Source organism: Brachybacterium sp. SGAir0954 (assembly GCF_005490785.1).
Taxonomy (GTDB): Bacteria; Actinomycetota; Actinomycetes; order Actinomycetales; family Dermabacteraceae; genus Brachybacterium; species Brachybacterium rhamnosum.
The window spans coordinates 1,905,473-1,927,369 of sequence record NZ_CP027295.1; the positions used below are offsets into that span (position 1 = coordinate 1,905,473).

Annotated in this window: 19 protein-coding genes; 12 read left to right on the plus strand and 7 right to left on the minus strand. The window is 74.4% G+C overall.

Going from position 1 to position 21,897, the window contains the following annotated elements; translation table 11 throughout:
• Positions 1–12 precede the first annotated feature (12 nt).
• The 6 genes from mtrB (at position 13) to secA (ending at position 9,945) form a co-directional block, all read left to right on the plus strand.
• Positions 13–1,683, plus strand: a complete 1,671-nt coding sequence (mtrB, locus tag C1N80_RS08580; protein WP_137770378.1) for an MtrAB system histidine kinase MtrB — start codon at positions 13–15, stop codon at positions 1,681–1,683.
• Entirely contained in the window at positions 1,680–3,413 is a 1,734-nt protein-coding gene (locus C1N80_RS08585; RefSeq protein ID WP_137770379.1) for an LpqB family beta-propeller domain-containing protein, read from the plus strand. The genes mtrB and C1N80_RS08585 overlap by 4 nt, the downstream gene beginning before the upstream one ends.
• Before the next feature lie 96 nt (positions 3,414–3,509).
• Positions 3,510–4,415: a ComF family protein gene (locus C1N80_RS08590; protein ID WP_137770380.1), complete on the plus strand. Its 906-nt coding sequence runs from the start codon at positions 3,510–3,512 to the stop codon at positions 4,413–4,415.
• 224 nt (positions 4,416–4,639) lie between these two features.
• Positions 4,640–5,299 carry a ribosome hibernation-promoting factor, HPF/YfiA family gene (gene hpf / locus C1N80_RS08595; protein WP_137770381.1) on the plus strand — a complete coding sequence of 220 codons (660 nt, stop codon included), beginning with the start codon at positions 4,640–4,642 and terminating at the stop codon, positions 5,297–5,299.
• A 93-nt stretch (positions 5,300–5,392) separates the two neighbouring features.
• Entirely contained in the window at positions 5,393–6,751 is a 1,359-nt protein-coding gene (locus tag C1N80_RS08600) for a winged helix-turn-helix domain-containing protein (protein WP_137770382.1), read from the plus strand.
• Positions 6,752–6,900: 149 nt separating this feature from the next.
• A complete protein-coding gene (gene secA, locus C1N80_RS08605; RefSeq protein ID WP_137770383.1) occupies positions 6,901–9,945 on the plus strand; it encodes a preprotein translocase subunit SecA in 3,045 nt (1,014 codons plus the stop codon).
• A gap of 88 nt (positions 9,946–10,033) precedes the next feature.
• Here the strand turns inward: secA and C1N80_RS08610 are convergent, their stop codons facing one another.
• Together C1N80_RS08610 and C1N80_RS08615 are read right to left on the minus strand one after the other, a co-directional pair.
• Positions 10,034–10,441, minus strand: a complete 408-nt coding sequence (locus C1N80_RS08610) for an Rv3235 family protein (protein ID WP_137770384.1) — start codon at positions 10,439–10,441, stop codon at positions 10,034–10,036.
• The gene (locus C1N80_RS08615) at positions 10,438–11,430 is read right to left on the minus strand and encodes a LysM peptidoglycan-binding domain-containing protein (protein WP_137770385.1); all 993 of its coding nucleotides are present in this window, start codon (positions 11,428–11,430) and stop codon (positions 10,438–10,440) included. The genes C1N80_RS08610 and C1N80_RS08615 overlap by 4 nt, the downstream gene beginning before the upstream one ends.
• Positions 11,431–11,757: 327 nt before the next feature.
• Here C1N80_RS08615 and C1N80_RS08620 point away from each other — a divergent pair, with 327 nt between their 5' ends.
• Complete coding sequence (locus C1N80_RS08620; protein WP_103384781.1) at positions 11,758–12,297, plus strand: hypothetical protein; 540 nt, start codon at positions 11,758–11,760, stop codon at positions 12,295–12,297.
• A 75-nt stretch (positions 12,298–12,372) separates the two neighbouring features.
• Here the strand turns inward: C1N80_RS08620 and C1N80_RS08625 are convergent, their stop codons facing one another.
• Positions 12,373–12,594 (minus strand): helix-turn-helix domain-containing protein, encoded by a 222-nt coding sequence (locus tag C1N80_RS08625; protein ID WP_103384782.1) that lies wholly within the window; start codon positions 12,592–12,594, stop codon positions 12,373–12,375.
• A gap of 226 nt (positions 12,595–12,820) precedes the next feature.
• On the opposite strand from C1N80_RS08625, the gene C1N80_RS08630 reads away from it, so the two are divergent.
• The 3 genes from C1N80_RS08630 to C1N80_RS08640 are packed head-to-tail and all read left to right on the plus strand — an operon-like array spanning position 12,821 to position 15,141.
• Entirely contained in the window at positions 12,821–13,456 is a 636-nt protein-coding gene (locus tag C1N80_RS08630) for an SAF domain-containing protein (RefSeq protein ID WP_137770386.1), read from the plus strand.
• A complete protein-coding gene (locus tag C1N80_RS08635) occupies positions 13,453–14,688 on the plus strand; it encodes a P-loop NTPase (RefSeq protein ID WP_137770387.1) in 1,236 nt (411 codons plus the stop codon). The genes C1N80_RS08630 and C1N80_RS08635 overlap by 4 nt, the downstream gene beginning before the upstream one ends.
• A gap of 12 nt (positions 14,689–14,700) precedes the next feature.
• On the plus strand, positions 14,701–15,141 hold the full coding sequence (locus C1N80_RS08640; RefSeq protein ID WP_137770388.1) for a hypothetical protein: 441 nt from the start codon (positions 14,701–14,703) through the stop codon (positions 15,139–15,141).
• Positions 15,142–15,242: 101 nt separating this feature from the next.
• On the opposite strand, the gene C1N80_RS08645 is transcribed toward C1N80_RS08640, so the two are convergent.
• Positions 15,243–15,749: a DUF2505 domain-containing protein gene (locus tag C1N80_RS08645; protein ID WP_137770389.1), complete on the minus strand. Its 507-nt coding sequence runs from the start codon at positions 15,747–15,749 to the stop codon at positions 15,243–15,245.
• A 97-nt stretch (positions 15,750–15,846) separates the two neighbouring features.
• Here C1N80_RS08645 and C1N80_RS08650 point away from each other — a divergent pair, with 97 nt between their 5' ends.
• Positions 15,847–17,337 (plus strand): sensor histidine kinase, encoded by a 1,491-nt coding sequence (locus tag C1N80_RS08650; RefSeq protein ID WP_137770390.1) that lies wholly within the window; start codon positions 15,847–15,849, stop codon positions 17,335–17,337.
• Positions 17,338–17,513: 176 nt separating this feature from the next.
• Here C1N80_RS08650 and C1N80_RS08655 read toward each other — a convergent pair whose 3' ends face one another.
• Positions 17,514–17,762, minus strand: coding sequence for a WhiB family transcriptional regulator (locus C1N80_RS08655; protein WP_103385108.1), 249 nt, complete (start codon positions 17,760–17,762; stop codon positions 17,514–17,516).
• A 311-nt stretch (positions 17,763–18,073) separates the two neighbouring features.
• Between C1N80_RS08655 and C1N80_RS08660 the strand changes: the two genes are divergently transcribed.
• Positions 18,074–18,511, plus strand: a complete 438-nt coding sequence (locus C1N80_RS08660; protein ID WP_137770391.1) for a hypothetical protein — start codon at positions 18,074–18,076, stop codon at positions 18,509–18,511.
• A gap of 99 nt (positions 18,512–18,610) precedes the next feature.
• On the opposite strand, the gene C1N80_RS08665 is transcribed toward C1N80_RS08660, so the two are convergent.
• Together C1N80_RS08665 and C1N80_RS08670 are read right to left on the minus strand one after the other, a co-directional pair.
• The gene (locus tag C1N80_RS08665; RefSeq protein WP_137770392.1) at positions 18,611–21,130 is read right to left on the minus strand and encodes an FtsX-like permease family protein; all 2,520 of its coding nucleotides are present in this window, start codon (positions 21,128–21,130) and stop codon (positions 18,611–18,613) included.
• A complete protein-coding gene (locus C1N80_RS08670; RefSeq protein WP_137770393.1) occupies positions 21,127–21,870 on the minus strand; it encodes an ABC transporter ATP-binding protein in 744 nt (247 codons plus the stop codon). The genes C1N80_RS08665 and C1N80_RS08670 overlap by 4 nt, the downstream gene beginning before the upstream one ends.
• Positions 21,871–21,897: the final 27 nt, after the last annotated feature.

Sequence of the window (21,897 nt, forward strand, 5' to 3'; positions counted from 1 at the left end):
GGACGCCCCGCGGTGATCCGGGAGCGGCTGCGGCGCGGTGTGGACGTGCGCACCTGGCCGCTCGCGCTGCGCGTCGTGACCGTGACGACGCTGCTCGCCCTGCTCGCGATCCTCGCCGTCGGCGTCTACCTCTCGACCGTCATCGCGGACGGCCTGTACGAGCAGCGGCGCGACCGCGTGCTCGAGGAGACGGTCGACGTGCGCGGCGCGCTCACCGACACCCTCACCCAGCTCCCCGGTGCCACGACCACCCAGCAGCAGGACGCCGCCTTCGCCTTCGTGCAGGACACCGGCGGCCAGGGCGACGCGACCCGCCGGGAGGTGGCGCTCGTGCCGGCGGATCCGTCCGGGACCGTGCTCTCCGTGGCCTCGGACCAGGACCTCCTCTCCCTCGTGGACCCCGATCTCGAGGACGAGGTCGCCGCGCACCCGGACTCCCTCGCCTGGCGCTCCGTGGGCCTGCCCGACGGCGCCCACGGCACCACGCCCGCCCTGCTCGTGGGCTCGCGGGTGACGGTGGCCGGGGTGGGCACCTACGACCTCTACGTGCTCTACCCCCTGCAGGAGGAGCAGCAGACCCTCTCCTTCGTGCAGCGGGTGATGCTCGGCGGCGGCGCGGTGCTCCTCGCCCTCGTGGTGGGCATCGCGATCGTCGTCGCCCGGCTCGTGACGGTGCCGCTGCGCCGGGCGGCCCAGGCGGCGGAGCGGATGGCCGCGGGCGACCTGCGCACGCGGGTGCAGGTCTCGGGCGGCGACGAGCTCGCGCAGGTGGGCCGGTCCTTCAACGATCTCGCCCTGAGCCTCGAGCAGAAGATCGACGACCTCACGGAGCTCTCCCGGGTCCAGCACCGCTTCGTCTCCGACGTGTCCCACGAGCTGCGCACACCGCTGACCACGATCCGGATGGCCGCCGCCGTGCTCGACGGGCGCCGTGAGGAGCTGCCTGGCGACCTGCACCGCACCGCCGAGCTGCTCTCCACCCAGGTCGAGCGGTTCGACTCGCTGCTCGCGGACCTCCTGGAGATCTCCCGCTTCGACGCCGGCGCGGCCGAGCTCGAGGCGCACCGCGAGGAGATCGACGACCTCGTGCGGCACGCGGCGGAGAACGCCGCCCCGCTCGCCGAGGCCCGCGGCTGCTCCCTGGACCTCCGGCTCGCGGGCCGCGGCACCTCCGCCGTCGTGGACTCCCGGCGGATCGACCGGATCCTGCGGAACCTGCTCACCAATGCGATCGAGCACGGCGCCGGGGGACCGGTGCTCGTGCAGACGGCGGCGGACGCCGACACCGTCGCGGTCGTCGTCCAGGACTTCGGCCGGGGGATCTCGCCCGAGGACGCCCGGCGCGTCTTCGACCGCTTCTGGCGGGCGGACCCCTCGCGCGCCCGCACCCTCGGCGGGACGGGCCTGGGCCTGTCGATCTCCGTCGAGGACGCGCGCCTGCACGGCGGGTGGCTGCAGGCCTGGGGGCAGGAGGGGCGCGGCGCCGTCTTCCGCCTGACCCTCCCGCGCCGGCCGGGCACCTCCCCGACCCGCTCCCCGCTGCGCCTGGAGCGCTCCTTCGACCGGGAGGCGCCGGAGTTCGAGCCCTCGACCCTCACCGGGGAGATCCCCATCGGCCCCGATCGTCTGCCGGACCTGGGCCCCGGGACGGCCCCGTCCCCGACCGAGAAGGAGGGCCGATGACCCCGCCTCGTCCCCGCCCGGCGCCCCGACCCCGCCGACGGCAGGTGCTCGGCGCGCTCGGCGCCGCGGGCCTCTTCGGGCTCGGTGCGGCCTGCGCGCGGATCCCCTCCTCGTCGACCGTCTCCGTGCGCCCGCTGGGCGACCAGGCCCAGGGCGGCGCCCCGTACGTGCAGGCGGTGCCCCCGGCGGACGGCGCGACCCCCGCGCAGATCGTGCTCGGCTTCGTCCAGGCCGGCGTGGGACCCGAGGACGACTACGCCGTGGCCCGGGAGTTCCTGACCTCCGAGGCCTCGACCTCGTGGGACCCGGGCGCCGGCGTCACGATCTACTCGGGCAGCCAGGACCTGCGGGCCGAGCCCGTGGACGACACCCACGTCCGCCTCATCGCCGAGGCGGTGGACACGGTGGACGTGGACGGGGTGCGCACGACGCTCGCGGTCCCCGCGATGCGGGAGATCACCGTCGAGCTCTCGCAGGAGGGCGACAGCTGGCGGATCGTCGACCCGCCGGACGGCATCTTCCTCTCGGAGGCCGTGTTCGAGTCGCTCTTCGCCCCGGGCCGGCTGTACTTCGTGGACGCCCGGGCCCGCCACCTCGTGCCCGATCACCGTTGGTTCTCCCTGTTCGACGGGGCGAGCGGCGTGCTCGCCCGGCTCGCCGACGGCCCCTCGGACTTCCTCGCGGGGGCGGTGAGCTCCGAGGTGCCGGACACGGAGGAGGTCGCGGAGGCCCGCGTCACGACGGGGGCCGACGGCGGCGTCCAGGTGACCGTGCCCTCCGCCCTGGGGGACCTGTCCGACGAGCGTCGCGCCCTCGCCCTGGCGCAGCTCGAGGCGTCCCTCCGCTCGCTGCGCACCCTCTCCGGGGTCCAGCTCGTGTGGGACGGCGCCGATCTGAGCGCGACCCAGGAGGCGCGGATCGAGCGGGCGCTGCCCGGGCACCGGCCCATCGCCGCGGGGGACACCGGCGTCGTCTCCCTCGCCGAGGCGAGCGCCACGACGGCCCTCCCGCAGCTGGTGCCCTCGCTCTCGGACCGCACCGTGCACGCCCCCGTCATCGCGCAGGACGGCCTGCTCGTCGCGGCGCTCTCCCCGGAGGAGAAGGTCGTGCTGGTGACCGCGACGGACGGCTCGGTGCCGCTGCGCGAGGCCGCGACGGGCGCGGGCTTCGTCGCCCCGCGGATCGACGACGCCGGATACGTGTGGACCGCGAGCCGGGGCAGCGGCGGCGTGCTGCTGGCCCTCTCGGGGCGCGCCGCCGAGGAGGACGTGAAGATCGACGCGCCATGGCTCGAGGGGCGCGAGGTGCGGGCCCTCGACGTCGCGGCGGACGCGACGCGCCTGATCGTGCTCTCCGCCGACGCGACCGGCACCAGGCTCGACCTGTGCGCGATCGTCCGCGACGCCTCGGGTGCGCCGAGCGGGCTCACGGACCCCCGGCAGGTCCCCACCCCGCTGCTCGGGGACCTCACGCGGGCGACCTGGTACGACGAGATCGCCGTCATCGTGCTGGGCACGGACACCAGCGCCGAGCAGGTGCGAGGCGCCGTCCTGGACCTCGCGACGGGCCGGGACCTGCTCCCGGTGTTCGAGACCGCCGTGAAGAGCCTCGCCGGCACCGCCGTCGCCGAGGCCTTCTGGGCGGGCACGGTGGAGGGGACACTGCTGCGCAGCGACGGGGAGGGCTGGACCGACATCGGCGTGCGGTCCACCGACCCGGCCTTCTACTGATCCCAGGGCGGTGGTGTCGTCCCTCCCCAGCGCAGCGCCGTCCACCGCGGGGGAGCCGGGGAGGCGGGTGGGACGCCGCCCGGCTGGGATGGGCGCATGACCGCACATGCCGGAGCGACTGCTCCGCTCCCGTCCCCTGACCCGCTCCCGCCCGGCATCCTCCGTGCCGCGCTCGCCGCTCGCGCCGCTCTCCTGGAGCTGCTGCGGCGCACCGCGGATCTCGTCGCGCCCCGCGACTGCCCCTGCGGCGCGGAGGGGGACTGGCTGTGCCCGGACTGCGCCGCGCTGCTGCACGGGGGGTGCGCGCGGGTCGAGGACGGCTGCGACGCCCTGCAGGTGCTCGCCGCCGCCCGCATCCGTGCCGGGACGACGGCGGAGGGCGTCGAGCTCCCCGCAGGCGTCGACCACCGGCCGGTGATGCCGGTGCTCGCGCTGGGGGAGTACACGGCCGGTCTGCAGTCGCTCGTCCTCGCCTGGAAGAACGGGGGCCGAGCCCACCTGACGGCCCCGATCGCAGAGGGTCTCGCGCCGGCCGTCGCGCTGCTCGCGGGTGCCGCCGGTGAGAGGACGGGAGGTGGTGGAGGGCACGGGCGTCGGCGATCGGACGGGGCGGCGGATCCGCCGCCGGTCGAGCTGGTCCCCGTGCCCTCCCGCCGCGCGGCGCGGCTGCGACGCGGGGAGGACCACACCGCGGAGCTCGCCCGCGCCCTCGAGCGCGAGGGCGCGGGGACCGCGCTCCTGCTCCGCTCGCGTCCCACGACGGCGCAGGAGGGACGCGGGCGCCGCGGCCGGCGCGAGCGGCGGATCGAGCTCGCCCTCTCCCGGCGCCGGGAACGGCCGGGCGCCCTGCGCGGTCGCCGCCTCGTGATCGTCGACGACGTCGTCACGACCGGCGCGACGCTCCGGGCGATGCACGACGCGCTCGTCGCGGAGGGGGCCGAGGTGCTCGGCGCGGTCGTCGTGGCGGCGTCACGGCTGCCGTCCCCGCCGGACGTGCGGTGATGCCCGCCGGTCCCAGAGGCGCCTGCGGCACGCGCCGCGCGGTGTCCCCGGAACCGAGGGAGGAGACCTCCGGGAGGCCCAGGACACACGCAGGGAATCCGTGGCACACTGGTGCGAATCGTCACACCGACGACCCCTCTGGACCGGAGGAGGTGCGCAAACCCAGCCCACGAGCCACTGCGGCCGGGCTCCGAGCGGCCGCCCACCGAACCTGAGGAGTACTCATGGAGATCAATGTCGTCGGACGCCACATGGACGTCCCGGATCGATTCCGCCGCCACCTCGCCGAGAAGCTCGACAAGGTCACGCAGCTCGCCCCCGCGGCGCTGCGGGTCGACGTCGAGGTCTCGCAGGAGAAGAACCCCCGGCAGGCCGAGCTCAGCGATCGCGTGGAGCTGACCGTGTTCGAGAACGGATCCGTCATCCGCTCCGAGGCCCGCGCGGACGACCTCTACGGCGCGCTCGACGTCGCCTACGGCAAGCTCCTGGAACGCCTGCGCCGCGCCCGGGACCGTCGCAAGGACCGCCACCGCGGCCGCGACCGCGCGCACAGCCCCGGTGCGGCCTCGGTGCGCACCATGCCGGCGGACGCCGAGCTGCCCGCCCCCCTCCAGGAGACGGAGCCCGAGGGCACCGTGGAGGACGCCCCCACCGGCCTCGAGGGCACCGGTGCCGACGATCCCGCCAGCCCGGTGGTGATCCGCGAGAAGAAGCACCCCGCCACCCCCATGAGCATCGACGACGCCCTCTACCAGATGGAGCTCGTCGGCCATGACTTCTACCTCTTCGTGGATGCCGGGACCGGGCACCCGAAGGTGGTCTACCGCCGCAAGGGATGGCACTACGGCGTCATCGAGCTGGACGGCGAGCTGACGCCCTCCTGATCCCGCCCCGCACCATCTGAAGCCACCGACCGCCCCGGGCGGGAGGCGCCCCTCGCGCCTCCCGCCCGTCCCACGCCGAGGACGCCCCATCCCATGACGACCACCCTGAGCTGGGCCGAGGCCCGTCGCATCGCCCTGCGCTCGCAGGGCATCGGCGGCACCCGCCGCACCGCCGTCCCCTCGCCGGCCGTGAGCCGGGAGGCGCTGCGACGGACGGTCGCCGTGACGCACCTGCTCCAGATCGACTCCGTGAGCGTCTTCGCCCGCGCCCACCACCTGCCCGTCTTCACCCGCAGCGGCAGCTGGGACGTGAGCGCGCTGGACCAGCTCTCGATGCCCGGCACCCGGCACGAGCGGCTGCTGCGCGAGGCGCTCGCCCACGAGGCGACGTTCACGACGGAGGAGGTCCACGCCCTGCTGCGCTTCCGCCGCCGCGCGGCCGGGACCCGCGACTGGGGCGCGGTGCGGGAGGCCGCGGCGCGCTCGCCGCACCTCGTCGAGCACGTCCGCGGCCTGCTCGAGGAGCACGGTCCGCTCAGCGCCGCCGCGATCTCCCGGCTGCTCGGTGACGAGGAGCGCGGCGAGGGATGGGGATGGCGACGCACCTCGAGCCAATGGGTCGTCGAGTACCTCTTCCGGACCGGGGCGCTGGACTGCGTGGGCCGCAGCGTGCAGTTCGAGCGGCTCTACCTCCCCGCCGAGGACGACGAGGCCTGGACCCGCGCCGCCGGGGCGGAGCGGGACGGTCCCGCGCCCGGCCCGGGCGACCACCACGCCGAGGTCCTCGCGCTCACCCGCCTCGCCTCCCGCGCGCTCGGCGTCGCCGATCCCGCCGCGATCGCGGACTACTTCCGCCTGCGCGCCGCCGACGCCCGACCGGCGATCGCGGAGCTGCGGCGGCGGGGCGAGGTCACCGAGGTCGAGGTCCGGCGACCCGACGGCCCTGTGACGATGCTCCTGCACCGCGACGCGCCGCAGCCCGCGCCGCTGCGCACCGCCGCCCTGGTCAGCCCCTTCGACCCGATCGTCTTCTTCCGGCCCCGGCTGCAGGGGCTCTTCGACGTCGAGTACCGGATCGGGATCTACACCCCCGCCGCGAAGCGCACCACCGGCTACTACGCGCTGCCCTTCCTCCACGGCGACCGCTTCCCGCTGCGGGTGGACCTGCGGGCCGATCGCGCCCGCGGCGTCCTCGAGGTGCGCGGGGTGCACGCGGAGCCCCTGCCGCGCCTGGGGCGCTACCTGCGCACGGGCCCCGACGAGCTCGCCGCCGCGCTCGCCGGCGAGCTCGCGCGCGCCGCCCGCTGGCAGGGGCTCGACGGGATCGAGGTGAGCACCGGCAGCGGGACGGGGGAGCTGTCGGGGGTGCTCGCGGAGGCCGTCCGCGAGGGCGGCCCGGGGGAGCGGCCGGCGGGGACCACGGGGAGAGCGGGGACCGCGGGCCCTGTCTGAGGGGCGGGCACGGGGCGCCGCGCGGAGTGATCCGCGACGGCCAGGACGCCCGTCCGGGACCGCGCAGGCGCCGTCCAGGGGCGCGGCGCTTACGATGGGTCCGGCACGACGCGCCCACCCGGGCGCAGACGACAGCAACGGGAGCACGTGTGGCAAACCTCTTCGATACGATCCTGCGCGCCGGCGAGGGCCGCGAGCGGCGTCGGCTCGAGTCCATCGCCCAGCGGGTGACGGCCGCCGGTGACGTCTTCACCGAGCTGAGCGACGAGGAGCTGAGGGAGGAGACCTCCCGCTTCCGTGAGCGCCTGGCCGACGGCGAGACCCTCGACGACATCCAGGTCGAGGCCTTCGCGGCCGTCCGCGAGGCCGCCGAGCGCACGCTGGGCCAGCGCCCCTACGACGTCCAGGTGATGGGCGGCGCGGCCCTGCACCGCGGCCGGATCGCGGAGATGAAGACCGGTGAGGGCAAGACCCTCGTGGCGACGCTGCCGGCCTATCTCAACGCGCTCGCCGGCAAGGGCGTCCACGTCGTGACCGTCAACGACTACCTCGCGACCTACCAGAGCGACATCATGGGCCGCGTCTTCCGTGCCCTGGGCCTGACCACGGGCGTGATCACCGCGGGCCTGACCCCGGCGGAGCGCCGCGAGCAGTACGCCGCGGACATCACCTACGGCACGAACAACGAGTTCGGCTTCGACTACCTGCGCGACAACATGGCGCTCACCCCGGAGGACCGCGTGCAGCGCGGCCACTTCTTCTCGATCGTGGACGAGGTCGACTCGATCCTCATCGACGAGGCCCGCACGCCGCTGATCATCTCCGGCCCCGCCTCCGGCGACGCGAACAAGTGGTACTCCGAGTTCGCGAAGGTCGTGCAGAAGCTGCGCCGCGACCGCGACTACGAGGTCGACGAGAAGAAGCGCACCGTCGGCGTGCTCGAGGCCGGCATCGACAAGGTGGAGGACCACCTCGGCATCGAGAACCTCTACGAGTCGCTGAACACCCCGCTGATCGGCTTCCTCAACAACGCCATCAAGGCCAAGGAGCTGTTCAAGAAGGACAAGGACTACGTCGTCCTCAACGGCGAGGTCATGATCGTCGACGAGCACACCGGCCGCATCCTCGCCGGTCGCCGCTACAACGAGGGCATGCACCAGGCCATCGAGGCCAAGGAGGGGGTGAAGATCAAGGCGGAGAACCAGACCCTCGCCACGATCACCCTCCAGAACTACTTCAAGCTCTACGAGAAGCTCTCGGGCATGACCGGCACGGCGGAGACCGAGGCCGCCGAGTTCATGAACACCTACGGCCTCGGCGTGGTGCCCATCCCGACGCATCGCGAGATGCAGCGCGTGGACCAGGCCGATCGGATCTACCGCACCGAGCGGGCCAAGTTCGACGCGGTCGTCGAGGACATCGTCGCCCGTCACGAGAAGGGCCAGCCCGTGCTCGTGGGCACCACGAGCGTCGAGAAGTCGGAGTACCTCTCGAAGCTGCTGACCGCACAGGGCGTCACCCACGAGGTCCTCAACGCGAAGAACCACGCCGGTGAGGCCGCGATCGTCGCGATGGCGGGCGCGAAGGGCGCCGTCACCGTCGCGACCAACATGGCCGGCCGCGGCACCGACATCATGCTCGGCGGCAACGTCGAGTTCATGGCGCACGCCGAGGTCCAGGAGTCGGGGCTGGACCCCGAGGAGCAGGCCGAGGAGTACGAGGCCGCCTGGGACGAGGCGCTCGAGCGCGCGAAGGCGGCCGTCGAGGAGCAGCACGACGAGGTCACCGAGCTCGGTGGCCTGTACGTGCTCGGCACGGAGCGCCACGAGTCCCGGCGCATCGACAACCAGCTGCGCGGCCGCTCCGGGCGTCAGGGCGACCCGGGCGAGTCCCGGTTCTACCTCTCGCTGCAGGACGACCTCATGCGCCTGTTCAACGCGGGAGCGGCCGAGGCGCTGCTCGCCCGCGGCGGCGTGGACGAGGCGATCCCGCTCACGGGCCGCATGGTCTCCGGCGCGATCCAGCGCGCGCAGAACTCGATCGAGTCGCGCAACGCCGAGATCCGCAAGAACGTCCTGAAGTACGACGACGTCCTGACCAAGCAGCGCAAGAAGTTCTACGAGGAGCGCTCGCGGATCCTCGAGGGCGAGGACCTCGACGAGCACGTGGACCGCTTCATCGAGGAGGTGATCGGCGGGATCGTCACCGAGCACACCAAGGGATCCAACCCCGAGGACTTCGAGCTCGAGGAGCTGTGGGGGGCGCTGCGCAGCGCCTACCCGATCTCGGTCACCGCGGAGGAGCTCATCGAGGAGGCCGGCGGCAAGGAGGACCTCACCGCGGCGATGCTGCGCGAGGAGATCCTCTCCGACGCGCGGCTGGCCTACGACCGTCGAGCCGACGAGCTCGGCGAGGCGGCCGTCCACCAGCTGCAGCGGCGCGTGCTGCTCTCCGTCATGGATCGTCGCTGGCGCGAGCACCTCTACGAGATGGACTACCTCAAGGAGGGCATCGGGCTGCGGGCGATGGCCCAGCGCGATCCGCTCGTCGAGTACGAGCGCGAGGGCCACCTGATGTTCAACGAGATGATGGAGGGCATCAAGGAGGACGCCGTCGGCTACCTCTTCAACCTCGAGGTGCAGGTGCAGCAGGCCTCGCCCGTGGTGCCGCAGGCCGTCTCGGAGCTCCTGCGCACGACCTCCGCCGCCGCCCAGGCGGCGACCGCCTCGGCCGCGCGGGAGGACGAGAAGGCCGGGAAGACCGAGGAGGCCGGGGGATCGGCCAACGAGGCCGTCGTCGATCGCGAGAGCGCCGAGGCCGGGGACCGGACCGCCGACGACGGGACCGCCGAGGACGAGGGCGAGCTCGAGAGCCTCCTGGACGACCGGGAGGGCGAGGACTCAGAGGCCGGCTCGGAGGAGGCGGAGCTCGAGGACGCCGACGAGCTCGCCGCCGAGCGGAGCGTCGTGGTGACCGCGAAGGGCCTCGGTGACGGGCCCGATCCGCGCCGGCTCAGCTACAGCTCCGCGGAGGGCTCGGGCCGGACGGATCCCGGGACCATGTCCCGTGCGCAGCGTCGTCGCCAGGCGCGCCATGACGCCAAGCACGGTGCGGACCACACCGAGGCGGATCACGGTCCGAAGGACCGCGACAAGCCCAACCGTGCGGAGCGCCGACGCCGCCGCAAGGCCTGAGCAGGGCGCGGGGTCGGTCCCGCCGCTGACGACGAGGCCCGTCCTCCCCTCGGGGAGGACGGGCCTCGTTCTCGTGTGCGCCGCTCGGTCAGCCGATCTCGAGGACGGTCACCCGCCAGCCCGTGTGCCGCAGCTCCCAGCGCATGGCGAGGAAGCGGGCGCGGTCGAGGTCGCGGATCACGCAGCTGGCCTCGACGGTGGTCTCGTTGACGATGCAGGTGTGGACACCGGTGACCTGCATCCGGCGCGAGGGCGTGTGCCCGGTGGAGTCGCGGAGACGCCGGGTGAGCCGGGCACGCCGCGCGAGCATGGTCGCGACCTCCGGGGTGACCACCCGCGCGAGCGCGTTCTCGGGCCGCATGTCCCGCACGATCTCGACGGCGAACCGGGCGACGGGCTCGACCATCCGCTCGACGCTGCGGGGGTCCTCCGGGGCGAGCGCCGCGCCGTCCGTGAGCGTGGCGGCGGGCAGGGGTCGCTGGTCGGTGGTGGTCATGACGACTCCTCGTCGGTCAGGGCGGAGGGCACGGTGAGGACCTGCCCGGGGGTGAGCTGATCGGGATCGGACCCGATCTCATGTCGATTGGCCTCGTAGAGAAGGGGCCAGGAGCTGGCGATGTCCTGGGGCGAATCCGCTCCCGGGCCGAGGGCCTCGTCGGTGAGGGTCCACAGCGAGTCCCCGGCGCCGACGACGATCGTGTGCGGCGGGGTCGTGGCATCGGTGGCGCCGGGGGAATCCGTGGCGTCGGTGGCGTCGGTGGAGTCGGCGCCGTCCGCAGGGTCGCTCGCACCCTCCGCCGGTGCGGTGGGGTCGGCGGGGACAGGGGCGTCGGAGGGCTCCGGGTCGGCATCGGACGTGTCGTCGCCTTCGTGCGCCTCGTGCTGGACGGGCGCCTCGTCCTCGGTGGTGCCCGGATCCTGCGAGCTCGGAGCGCTCTCCCAGCCGAGCGGGGGCAGCTCGCCCTCCTCGGTGGGTGCTGCGCCCCCGGCCTCGCCTCCGCCGTCGGAGGGGGCAGGGTCCACCGGAGCGGTGAGCTCCTGCGCGGCGCCGGCCCCGACGCCCGAGAGGTCGAGGAACCCCGTCCCCTGGTCCGCGGCGCTCGCGGGACCCAGCACCATCGCGGTCGCGGCGGTGCCGAGAGCGGCGGCGACGGTGATCCGACGCGCCAGCTGGGGAGCGATCAGACGGAGCGCGCCGAGCAGGGTGCGGCCCAGGGCGGTGGCCGGCCCGGCGACGAGGACGAGCGTGGCGAGGGCCCACACGACCGTGAGGTAGAGGCACAGCAGGGCGCCGGCGGCCGCGAGCACCAGCAGCACACCGTTCAGGAGCGCCTGCTCCCCGCTGCCGGTGAGGGCCGGCTCGACCAGGGTGCGTGCCGCCGCCGCCATGGCGAGGGTGCCGGCCGCGGCGAGCACCGCCGTCAGCCCGGTGCGGACGGCTCCCGTCCGTCCCGGTGCCGCCTCGGCGACCTGCGATTCCCCCATGGTTCTTCTCCTCTGATGGCCGGTTCCCCTCGACCCGTGCGTTTGATGCCGTTTGGTGTCGATGACGTCGTAGTCCAGGAATCTACGGACGGGCGACACGGCGCACAATCGGTCATCGGTACGAAAATCCGGCCCCATCACCGCAGGTCAACAGCACCAAAGGACGAGGGGCGCGTGATCGTTCGTCCCTAGGTACGACCGGAATGGGTGATGCCTCACGCTCTGAGGGGAACGTCCGTATCGGGTGTCATGGGTGCAGCAGCGGGTACGGTCGCCGTCAGGGACTGACCCGTTCCCGCCGGGGCGCCGCCTCCGTACAGTGAGCCCATGCGGTTCGAGCGGATCTTCGAGGACATCGAGGGCCGTCATGCCCACGAGCAGCGGGAGGAGATGCGCGCCCTCGCCGAGGACCTCACCCGTGCCGAGCGCTCGCAGCTGCTGCTCGCGGACAGGATGCGCGCGGCGATCGGGGCGCAGCTCGTGCTCCATCTCCGCGGCGGCCGGAGGATCGGCGGCCGCCTCACCGAGGCCACCGACGGATGGGTCCTCCTCACCGAGGGAGGTGCGCGACGGCTCGTCCCGCTGCCCGCCGTGGGCATGGTCGAGGGGCTCGGCGCGCGAGCTCGTCCCCGCGCCGAGGGAGCGGCGCCGGAGCAGTCCCTCACCTCAGTGCTGCGCGCGCTCGCGCGGGACCGCGGAGTGGTCCGGGTGACCACGATCGCGGGAGAGGTGACCGGACGCATCTCGACCGTCGGCGCCGACGCCCTGGACCTGAGGACGGTGCCGACGGGGGAGGCCGGGGCCGCGTCCGGGCCCGGGTCGATCACCGTCGCGCTCGGCGGCCTGCTCCTGGTCTCCTCGAGCTGAGTGACCCGGCGTCCTTCGGCGTCGCGCGCCTGAGCTCCGCTCGGATCAGGCCCGCGCCGATGGGCTCGGCACCGCTCAGCGGTGCGTGCGCTCCCGCTCCTCCTCGAGCACCCGCTCGGTGGCGGCGTAGCTGCGCTCGATGTAGGACTCGATCTCGGTCATCTCGACACGCCACTGACCGCGGCCCCCCACCTTGATGGCGCGCAGCTCTCCCGTGCGCACGAGCGCGTAGGCCTGCGATGCCGAGATCGAGAGCATCTCGGCGACGTCGGTCAGCGGCACGAAACGGGGCTGCATCGGCGCTCCTTCCGGCAACGGGGCCTGGCGGGTCGGACGGTCCGGGACAGTCTCACACCTCCGGCGCCCGGGCGTAGGGGGGTTGTGGACGAACGGCCGACGACCCCTCCTCCGCGGCGGGCTGTCCACAATCCGCCGCCCTCCCGGGTAGGCGAGGCGCCGTCTCCCGTACTCTCCCGGCCAGGACCCGGTCGGGAAACGATCGGGCGGAGCGCAGGAGGGGACCGTGGGGGCCAGCACAGGAATGATGAGGCTGCGGCGGCCGCGGTGGAAGGACCCGCGGCTGATCGTCGGCGTGGTGCTCGTCCTCGGCAGCGTGCTCATGGGCGCCCTGCTGGTCTCCCGTCTCGCCGAGACCACGCCCGTGCTGGTCGCACGCTCCGTGATCGTCCCCGGGCAGGCGCTCGCCCCGGAGGACCTCACCGTCGTCGAGCTGCGCCTCGGCGAGCAGGACGGCATGTACGTCGGCTCGCTCGAGGCGATCCCCGAGGGCGCGGTCGCCACGCAACCGGTCCGTGCCGGGGAGCTGCTGCCCGCCGCCGCCGTCGGCCAGAGCGCCGACGTCGACCTGCGGCCCGTGGTGATCCCGGTGGACTCCTCCGTCGCGCAGTCGGTCCAGGCCGGCAGCACCGTCGAGCTCTGGCACACGGGCGAGGTGGACGAGGGCACCGGCCAGGCCGAGCTGCTCGTCGAGGACGCCGTCGTGAGGACGATCGACGAGGGCAGCACCCTGGGCATGCGGTCGATGGCCGTCGAGGTGCTCGTGCCGCGGGACGATCTCGCCGGGGTCCTCGAGGTGCTCTCCCGGGAGGAGCGGCTCGACGTCATCGGGGTGCCGGGTGCCTACGGGGTCGGCACATGATCGACCTGGTGCTGTGCGCCTCGGGCGCCGACGAGGTCCGCATCGTCCACGATCTCGCCCAGGACGGCGATCACGACGTCCGGGTGGTGCGCCGCTGCGCCGATCTCGCCGAGACCGCCGCCGTGGTCGGCGCCGGGATCGGGCAGGCGGTCCTGCTGGACCTCTCGGTGCGCGGGCTCGGCCGGGACGTGCTCGCCGGTCTGCTCGAGCACGTCGCCGTCATCGGGCTGCGTGCGGAGACCGCCCCCGAGCAGACCTCCCTCGGCCTGCGCCAGGTGGTGGATGCCGGGGCGCCGATCGACGAGATCCTCGCCGCGATCTCCGCCGCGATCGACGGCGAGGAGACCGCGGAGCCCTGGACGCAGGACCCGGTCCTGGACGACGCCCCCGAGGGCGGCCGCGTGGTCGTGGTCTGGGGGCCGGCGGGCGCCCCGGGACGCTCGACCCTCGCCCTGAACCTCGCCGCGGAGGCCGCCCGCGCGGGACGCGACACCGTCCTCGTCGACGCGGACACCTACGGTCCGGCGCTCGGCCAGCTGCTCGGCGTGCTCGACGAGGCCCCGGGGATCGTCGCGGCCTGCCGCGCCTTCGACCGGGACACCCTGGATTCGCGCACGCTCGACGCGCTGCTGCCCGTCGTCCAGCCCCGCCTGCGGCTCCTCAGCGGGATCGGGGTCCCCTCACGATGGGCGGAGCTGGGACGCAGCTCCCTCGACGGACTCTGGCGGGCGCTGTCCCGCCGGGGTGAGCTCGTGATCGTGGACGTCGCCGCCCCGCTCGAGGAGGACGAGGAGCTCAGCTACGACACGGCCGCCCCGCAGCGCAACGGGGCGTCGCTCACCGCGATCCAGCGGGCCGACGCCGTCATCGCGACCGCGACCGCGGATCCGGTGAGCCTGACCCGGCTGCTGCGTGAGAACGACCGGCTCCGCGACCTGGGCGTGCGCGAGCTCCACGTGGTCGTGAACCGCATGGGCTCACCGGTGCCGGGGGATCGGGTGAAGGAGCTCCTCGGCACCCGGATGCCGACGACGAGCCTGCACCTGCTCCCGGACGATCCGGGCGCGTGCCGCACCGCCGTGTGGGACGGTGCGCTGCTCGCCGAGAGCTCACCGCGCTCACCGCTGCGCCGCGCGCTGCGGGACCTCGCCGCCTCGCCCGCCCTCCAGGGGGAGGCCCCGAGCACGGGGCCGGCGGAGGAGGCCGCACCGGAGCCCGCCCGGGCCGGATGAGAGGATGTCCGCATGAGGATCTTCCTTCCCCTGACCGCCGAGGACCGCTCCGTGCTGAGCGCCGCGGGCACCCGGATCGAGATCGCCGCGGGTCGCCCGGCCTGGGCGGTCACCGCGCCCGCCCGCGCCGATCGGCCCGGGGAGGACGAGGAGGATCTCGAGTACGACGCGCTGCAGGACGCGGTGCACGTCGCGCTGTCCGAGGCCGGTCCCACCTCGCGCGGGCTCGTCCTCGCGCTCGACGTGCCGGACCGTGCGCTCGGCCTCGCCGAGGAGACCGGCGGCGCCTATGGCGCCGTGCTCCTCGAGACGGTCACGTCGTCGCTCGCCGCGGTGCACGTCACCGAGCTCACGGCGCAGGCCGCTGCCGAGGACGATACCGACCCCGCCCTGCTCTGGTTCGACCCGAGCGAGGGGCGCGAGGCGATCGCCTATCTCGACGGGAACGGCTGACCCCTCCGACGACGCCCCGGCCGGGGCCCCGCCCCGGGCCGGACACGACGGCGCCCTCCCCCGTGCAGGGGGAGGGCGCCGTCATGATCCGGTGAGCGGGATCAGCGGGTGCGCGAGTCCTGGTACGTGCGCGCGGCGCGCTCCTCGGCCCGCAGGACCTTGGAGACGTACGGGACGGCCGTCTTCTCGAGCTTGCCGCCGAGCAGCGGTACCTTGACGGTCAGGTCGCCGTCGATGACCACCTGGCTCGTGGCCTCGCCCTGCGGGGTCAGCGCCAGCGCCGCGGTGAAGGTCGCGGGGGTGCCGGCGACGTCGATCGACATCGTGCCCGTGCGGGCGCCGTCGGCCGCCGGGGCCGACCACACCTGCTCCTCGCGGATCGTGACCGTCGCACCCACGAAACGGCGGGCCACGTCCGGCACCTTCTCGGTCGTCATGGCGATCTCGGTGCGCACGGTGAAGGCGCCCGCCGAGTCGCCCTCCACCCGGGACGAGGCCGAGCTCGCGCGGAGCGTCGCGCGCCGCACCTCGGCGTAGGACTCGTCGGCGTACATCGCAGCGGCATCGGCCGCCGAGGCGGGGATCGTCAGGTTCTCGGAGAGCTTCACAGGCGTCCTTCCAGCGGGAACGGGCAACGGCGCCAGCCTACGGCAGGCGTCGCGGTCGATTCCCAGGAGCACGGGCCGCGGCGCCTATCCTGTGCTCATGCCGAGCCTGTCCAAGTACCTCTCCGACATCAGCTCCTTCTCCGAGAAGGGCGCCGATTGGCTGCAGCACCTCGTCGGCGACTGGAACCTCGTCTCGGACCTCCTGCGGGCGGATCTCGTGCTCTGGGTCCGCGCCGAGGACGGCCCCATGGCCGTCGCCCACTGCCGTCCCGCGACCGGCTCGACCGTGTACTTCGAGGATCCCGTCGGCGACCGCCTCCCGCGCGGCGCCGATGCGGACCTCGACGCCCTGCTCGACGGGGAGCGCAGTCAGCGCGGCGTCGTCGTCCTCGAGCGGGAGGGCCGGGAGGCCCGCGGTCTGCTCACCCCGGTCCGCAAGGACGGCCGGACCCTCGCGGTCCTCGCCGTCGAGTCGCCCGCGCCGACCTCGAACCCCTCCTCGAGCGAGACGCACCAGCAGGAGCTCGGCACCCGCCTGCTGCGGATGATCGAGCACGGCGCCTTCCCGATCGACGGCGCGCCCATCCCGCCGCGCCGCGGAGCGCCCCGTGTGGGCGACGGCGTCGTGCAGCTCGACGAGAACGGCGTGGTCCAGTGGGCGTCCCCCAACGCGCTCTCCGCCTTCCACCGCTTCGGCATCGCGGGGGACATGCTCGGCGGCACGCTCGCCGAGACCGCGACGGAGGTGCTCCAGAGCCGCGCACCGGTGGACGAGTCGCTGCCGCTCGTGCTCATGGGGCGCGCGGCCTGGCGCTCCGACATGCAGGCCCGCGGCGGCACGCTCTCCCTGCGCGCCGTCCCGATCACCGAGCAGGGCGCCCGCACGGGGGCGATCGTGCTGGTGCGCGACGTGACCGAGCTGCGCCGTCGGGAGCGGGAGCTCATGACGAAGGACGCGACGATCCGCGAGGTCCACCACCGGGTGAAGAACAACCTCCAGACCGTCGCCGCGCTGCTGCGCATGCAGTCGCGCCGCATGAAGACCGACGAGGCCCGGGACGCGCTCGCCGAGGCGATGCGCCGCGTGTCCACGATCGCCCTGGTCCACGAGTCGCTCCTCCAGGGCTCGCAGGAGGCCGTGGTCTTCGACGACGTCATCGACCGCTGCCTGCGGCTCGCGGTCGACGCGGCGAGCGCGACCGTGCACCGCGAGGGCTCGCCGCGGATCGCGGACAGCCAGGTCGAGGTGCGCACCGAGAAGGTGGGGCGCGTGGGGCAGATCCGCGCCGACGAGGCGACCCCGCTCGCGCTCGTCGTCACCGAGCTCGCGACCAACGCCGTCGAGCACGGTCTCTCCGAGACCGGCGGGACGCTCACGATCCGCAGCGAGCGCACGGGCGCCCACCTCGTGATCTCCATCGAGGACGACGGTGCGGGGATGGGGACGGCGAAGCCCTCGGGCCTCGGCACGAACATCGCCCAGACCCTCGTCCAGGGCCAGCTCGGCGGCACGCTCACCTGGCAGAACCTGCCCGACGGCGGCACGAGCGCGGTCATCGACGTGTACCTCGAGCCGATCGGGCTCTGAGGGAGGGGCCCCGAGCCGCCGGCCCCCGCGGGGCGGGCGGCGAGGGGCCGGGTGCTCCGACGACGACGGCGCGGCCGACGGAGGGTCGGCCGCGCCGTGGCGGAGCAGGGGTCCCGCGGCGCGCGGGACGAGGCCCTGATCAGGTCAGGGGTGCCGCAGGCGGTGCGGCGGTGCGATCAGCTCGCGCGACGGGCGCGGGCGTTGCGACGCTTGAGGGAGCGGCGCTCGTCCTCGGACAGGCCGCCCCAGACGCCCGAGTCCTGGCCGGACTCGAGGGCGAACTTCAGGCAGGCGGTCATGACCTCGCACTTCTGGCACACCGCCTTCGCCTCCTGGATCTGCGTGATCGCCGGTCCGGTGTTCCCGATCGGGAAGAACAGCTCGGGATCATGGTTGAGGCACTCGGCACGGTGGCGCCAGTCCATCGTCACTCTCACTTTCCGGAATCGCCCCGTCCCACCGCTGCGGTGGCGCGAGGCGAGGATTGCCCCCGCAAGGGGCGTGCTCGGGGTCGGCGGCCCCGCCGGAGCGTCCCCGTGACGGAGGGACTCCGCCGCGGTTCTCCTCGCCGTGGAGGGGCCTCATCCATTCTCAGCACCGCTCCCGGCGGCGACAAGGGCCTGGCCGCAAAGCCTGGGTGGCACTTCCCACACGGTCCTGCGGGTCCTGTGATGCCGCTCCCGGAGCGCTGGACAGGAGCCCGTGGGAGGGGCATAGGGGCGGATACAGTGCCTCCATGCCCCGCGCCTCCCGTCCCGGCTCCGAGAGCCCTGCCGCCCCCGCCACCGCGAGCGAGCGCGACCCGCGGATCCGCCCCGTGGCCGCCGCGCTGCTCGCCCTCGAGGCGGTCCTGCTCGTCGCCGTGGCGACCTTCTGCTTCGTCGGCGTCTCCGGCGGGCAGCTCGACGGCCGCTTCGGCACCGGGCTCGGCGTGTTCCTCCTGCTGTTCGCGGCGGGCGCCGCGGTGGCCGCGCGCTCGATCCTCGTGCGGGGCCGCTTCGGCCTCGGCTACGGCATCACCTGGCAGCTGTTCCAGGCCCTCGTCGGGGCGAGCATGCTGAGCGGCGGCCTCGTCTGGCAGGGCGCGCTCGCCCTCGTCGTCGCGATCGCCGCGTTCCTGCTGCTGCTCTCCCTGGTGCGCTCGACCCCGCTGCCCACCGGTGAGGGGCGCTGAGCGGGCCCCGACCCGCAGGAGACCGAGAAGAAGGGCCCGGAGGAGCGATCCTCCGGGCCCTTCCGCGTCAGCGGCGGTGACGGCCCCCGCCGCGGGGCCTCACTCCGCGGCGGCGAGCGCCGCGGCCGGGGCCGTGCGGGCCGCGGAGCGACCCGGCAGCACGGAGGCCAGGAAGCCGGCGAGCATGGCGGCCACGACCACCAGGACCACCTGGCCCCAGGGGATCGTCACGGTCACCGCGACGGCGGAGCCCAGCAGCGCGATGACGCCGAGCCCTCCGTAGACCGCGCCGAGGACGATCCCCAGCGCGGCGCCGATGAGCGCGAGCAGCACGCCCTCCCAGCCGAGCATCGCGCGCATCTGGCGGCGCGTGGTTCCCAGCGCCCGCAGCAGCGCGTTCTCCCCGCGCCGCTCGACCACGCCGAGGCTCAGGGTGTTCGCCACGCCGACCAGCGCGACGAGCACGGCGACGGCGAGCAGGCCCACCGTGATGCCGAGCAGGACCCGCAGGACCTGGCCGTACATCTCGCGCTCGGCGCCGCCGGCGACGACGTCGGCCTCCGAGTACCCGTCCCCGGAGGTCACCTGGTACACGGCGTCGACGATGCCGTAGGCGTCGGTGTCGCCGCGGGCGGCGGTGCCCTCGTCCTCGAAGTCGGCGACGACCACGGGGCGGGTGCCGCCCTGGGCGACGGCCTCGAGCGTGCCGGGCGTGAGCATCGGCATCTTGAGGTTCGCGTCGTAGCGGACGGTGAGCTCGCGGGTGCCGCCGTCGGCGGTGGGGACGGTGATCCTCTCGCCGTCCTGCAGGCCTGTCTCCTCGGCGCGCTCCCAACCCACGAGCAGGGTGTCGTCCGCGAGCTCGTCGGCCACGGCCGGGCGGTGCGAGGTCTCGCGCACGGTCTCGGGGTCCAGGCCGTAGACGAGCAGGGGCTCGTCGGCTCCGACGTCGATCCTGCCGACGGTGCCGGACTCGGCGACGCGCACGCCGTCCACGGCGCCGATCTGCGCCGCGGCGTCCGCCGGCATGGCGGCGGCGGAGACCACGAGGTCGATGGGACGGTTGGAGTCGAGCTCCGCGGTCAGCGACGCCTCGGTGGTGCGGGCGCCGACGGCCATCATCGTCATGAGCGTGGTGCCGATGAGCAGGGCGGCGACGGTCGCGGCGCTGCGGCCCGGGCTGCGGGCGATGTTCGCCGCGGCGATCCGCGCGGGGAGACCGCCGATCCGGCCGGCGACGCGCCCCAGCAGCAGGGCCAGCGGCCGGGCGAGGACCACGAGCGCGAGCAGCATGCCGCCGAAGCTCAGCAGCCCTCCGAGCACCGCCAGGAGGATGCCCGGCAGGGGGTGGGAGCCGGCGAGCACGGCGCCGCCGATCATGAGGGCGAGACCCACCCCGGCGCCGATCACGCCGAGCACGCCGCGCACCCCGAAGCCGCCGCGGGGCGGGGCGGCGACGGAGCGCAGCGCCTGCAGCGGGGCGACCCGTGTCGCCGCCCGCACCGGGGCGAGGCCCGCGAGGACGGTGAGGAGGAGACCCGCGAGGATCGGCACGAGGACGGACGTGGGCGAGACGGGCACGGCCATGACCGCGTCGAGCCAGCCGGCGGCGGCGGCGGCCGCGAGCGCGGCCTGCACCAGCAGGTGCCCGCCGATCACGCCGAGCACCGCGCCGACCACGCCCACCAGGGCGGAGTCGCGCAGCACGATGCGGCCCACGCGGCCGCGGGTCGCGCCGAGGGTACGCAGCAGGGCGAGCGATCGGGTGCGCTGGGCGACGGTCACCGTGAACGTGTTCGCGATGACGACGGCGCTCGTGAACAGCGCGATGACGACGAAGACGCCGAGGATGACGCCGAGGGCGGCGAAGCCCGTCATGAGCTGGTCGACGGCCTCCTGCTCGGCGTCCTCGACGGTGGTGACGGTCGTGCCGCCGGTGCTCGCCGCGGCGGCGACGTCGGCGGGATCGGTGCCGGCGGGGACGGTCGCGAGCCAGGTGTCCGTCGTCGTGCCGCGGGTGGGGCCGAGCAGGAGCGCGGAGTTCGCGTCGTCCGCGAGGATCCGCGGGGTCGCGCCGAGGGCCGCGCCCTCGGCGGCCGGGGCGATGCCGGAGACGGTGAGCGTGTGATCGGTCGTGTCCTCGGGGACGATCGTGCCCGCGGGCAGGGTGACAGTGTCGCCGACCCCCACCTCGAGGGCGTCGGCGGCGGTCCGGTCGAGCACCACCTGGGAGTCGTCCGCGGCGGGGGAGCCCTCCTCGAGGGTGTCCTCGCCGGGCGGGGTGAGGACCACCTGCAGGTAGGGACCGTCGGCCACGGCGGAGGAGGTGAGCTGCGCGAAGCCCTGGGTGAGGGGCCAGACGTCCTCGGTGCCGGCGACCTCGGGGGCGGGCAGCGGCGTCGTGCTCTCCCAGGCGTCGTCCGGGATCTCCTGCTCGACGACGAGGTCGGCGCCGGAGTAGGTCTGGGCGGTGGAGGCGCGCAGGGACTCCTGCACGAGGTTGCCGGCGAGCACCATCACCGCGACGAACGCGCAGGAGAGGGCCACCGTGAGGATCGCCGCGAGGTGGCGGCGCATCGGGGTCAGGCGGATCGGGACGCGGCGTGCGGAGGCGCTCATCGGCGGGCCCCGCGGAGGTCCTCGTCGGAGGCCAGGCGGCCGTCGGCCAGGGTGATGATGCGGTCCGCGCGCTCGGCGGCGTCCCGCTCATGGGTGACCATGACGACGGTCTGGTCGAACTCGTCGACGCTCAGGCGCAGGAAGTCCAGGACCTCCTCCGTGGTGCGGGAGTCGAGGTTGCCGGTGGGCTCGTCCGCGAAGACGACGGCGGGGGAGGTGACCAGGGCGCGGGCGATCGCGACGCGCTGGATCTGCCCGCCGGACATCTGCGAGGGGAGGTGCCCCAGCCGGTCGGTGAGCCCGAAGGCGGAGGTGATCGTGTCGAGCCAGGCGCGGTCCGCGCGGCGGCCGGCGAGCTCGAGGGGGAGCAGGATGTTCTGCTCCGCGGTGAGCATGGGCAGCAGGTTGAAGGACTGGAAGACGAAGCCGATGCGGTCGCGGCGCAGTCGGGTCAGCGCGTCGTCCCGCAGGCCCGTGATCTCGGTGCCGTCCAGGAGGATCGAGCCGGAGTCCACGGTGTCGAGTCCGGCGAGCACGTGCAGCAGGGTCGACTTGCCGGAGCCGGAGGGGCCCATGACGGCGGTGAAGGCGCCGCGCTCGATGTCCACGTCGACGTGGTCGAGGGCCGTGACGACGCCCTCGCCCCTGCCGTAGGTGCGCACGAGATCGCGGGCGACGAGGGCGGGGCCCGGGCCCGCGCTCGTGGCGGGGGCGAGGGCGGACGGGGACGGCTGGCTCATGGCTCTCCTCGGGACGGGGTCGGGATT

What these genes read in the sequence shown, in the direction of transcription:
- C1N80_RS08620 (WP_103384781.1), top strand. Translation starts at nt 11,758, where the DNA reads ATGCGGTTCGAGCGGATCTTCGAGGACATCGAGGGCCGTCATGCCCAC.
- C1N80_RS08640 (WP_137770388.1), top strand. Translation starts at nt 14,701, where the DNA reads ATGAGGATCTTCCTTCCCCTGACCGCCGAGGACCGCTCCGTGCTGAGC.
- C1N80_RS08585 (WP_137770379.1), top strand. Translation starts at nt 1,680, where the DNA reads ATGACCCCGCCTCGTCCCCGCCCGGCGCCCCGACCCCGCCGACGGCAG.
- C1N80_RS08625 (WP_103384782.1), bottom strand. Translation starts at nt 12,594, where the DNA reads ATGCAGCCCCGTTTCGTGCCGCTGACCGACGTCGCCGAGATGCTCTCG.
- C1N80_RS08615 (WP_137770385.1), bottom strand. Translation starts at nt 11,430, where the DNA reads ATGGGGGAATCGCAGGTCGCCGAGGCGGCACCGGGACGGACGGGAGCC.
- C1N80_RS08665 (WP_137770392.1), bottom strand. Translation starts at nt 21,130, where the DNA reads ATGAGCGCCTCCGCACGCCGCGTCCCGATCCGCCTGACCCCGATGCGC.
- C1N80_RS08590 (WP_137770380.1), top strand. Translation starts at nt 3,510, where the DNA reads ATGACCGCACATGCCGGAGCGACTGCTCCGCTCCCGTCCCCTGACCCG.
- C1N80_RS08670 (WP_137770393.1), bottom strand. Translation starts at nt 21,870, where the DNA reads ATGAGCCAGCCGTCCCCGTCCGCCCTCGCCCCCGCCACGAGCGCGGGC.
- C1N80_RS08660 (WP_137770391.1), top strand. Translation starts at nt 18,074, where the DNA reads ATGCCCCGCGCCTCCCGTCCCGGCTCCGAGAGCCCTGCCGCCCCCGCC.
- C1N80_RS08635 (WP_137770387.1), top strand. Translation starts at nt 13,453, where the DNA reads ATGATCGACCTGGTGCTGTGCGCCTCGGGCGCCGACGAGGTCCGCATC.
- C1N80_RS08650 (WP_137770390.1), top strand. Translation starts at nt 15,847, where the DNA reads ATGCCGAGCCTGTCCAAGTACCTCTCCGACATCAGCTCCTTCTCCGAG.
- hpf (WP_137770381.1), top strand. Translation starts at nt 4,640, where the DNA reads ATGGAGATCAATGTCGTCGGACGCCACATGGACGTCCCGGATCGATTC.
- C1N80_RS08600 (WP_137770382.1), top strand. Translation starts at nt 5,393, where the DNA reads ATGACGACCACCCTGAGCTGGGCCGAGGCCCGTCGCATCGCCCTGCGC.
- C1N80_RS08655 (WP_103385108.1), bottom strand. Translation starts at nt 17,762, where the DNA reads ATGGACTGGCGCCACCGTGCCGAGTGCCTCAACCATGATCCCGAGCTG.
- C1N80_RS08610 (WP_137770384.1), bottom strand. Translation starts at nt 10,441, where the DNA reads ATGACCACCACCGACCAGCGACCCCTGCCCGCCGCCACGCTCACGGAC.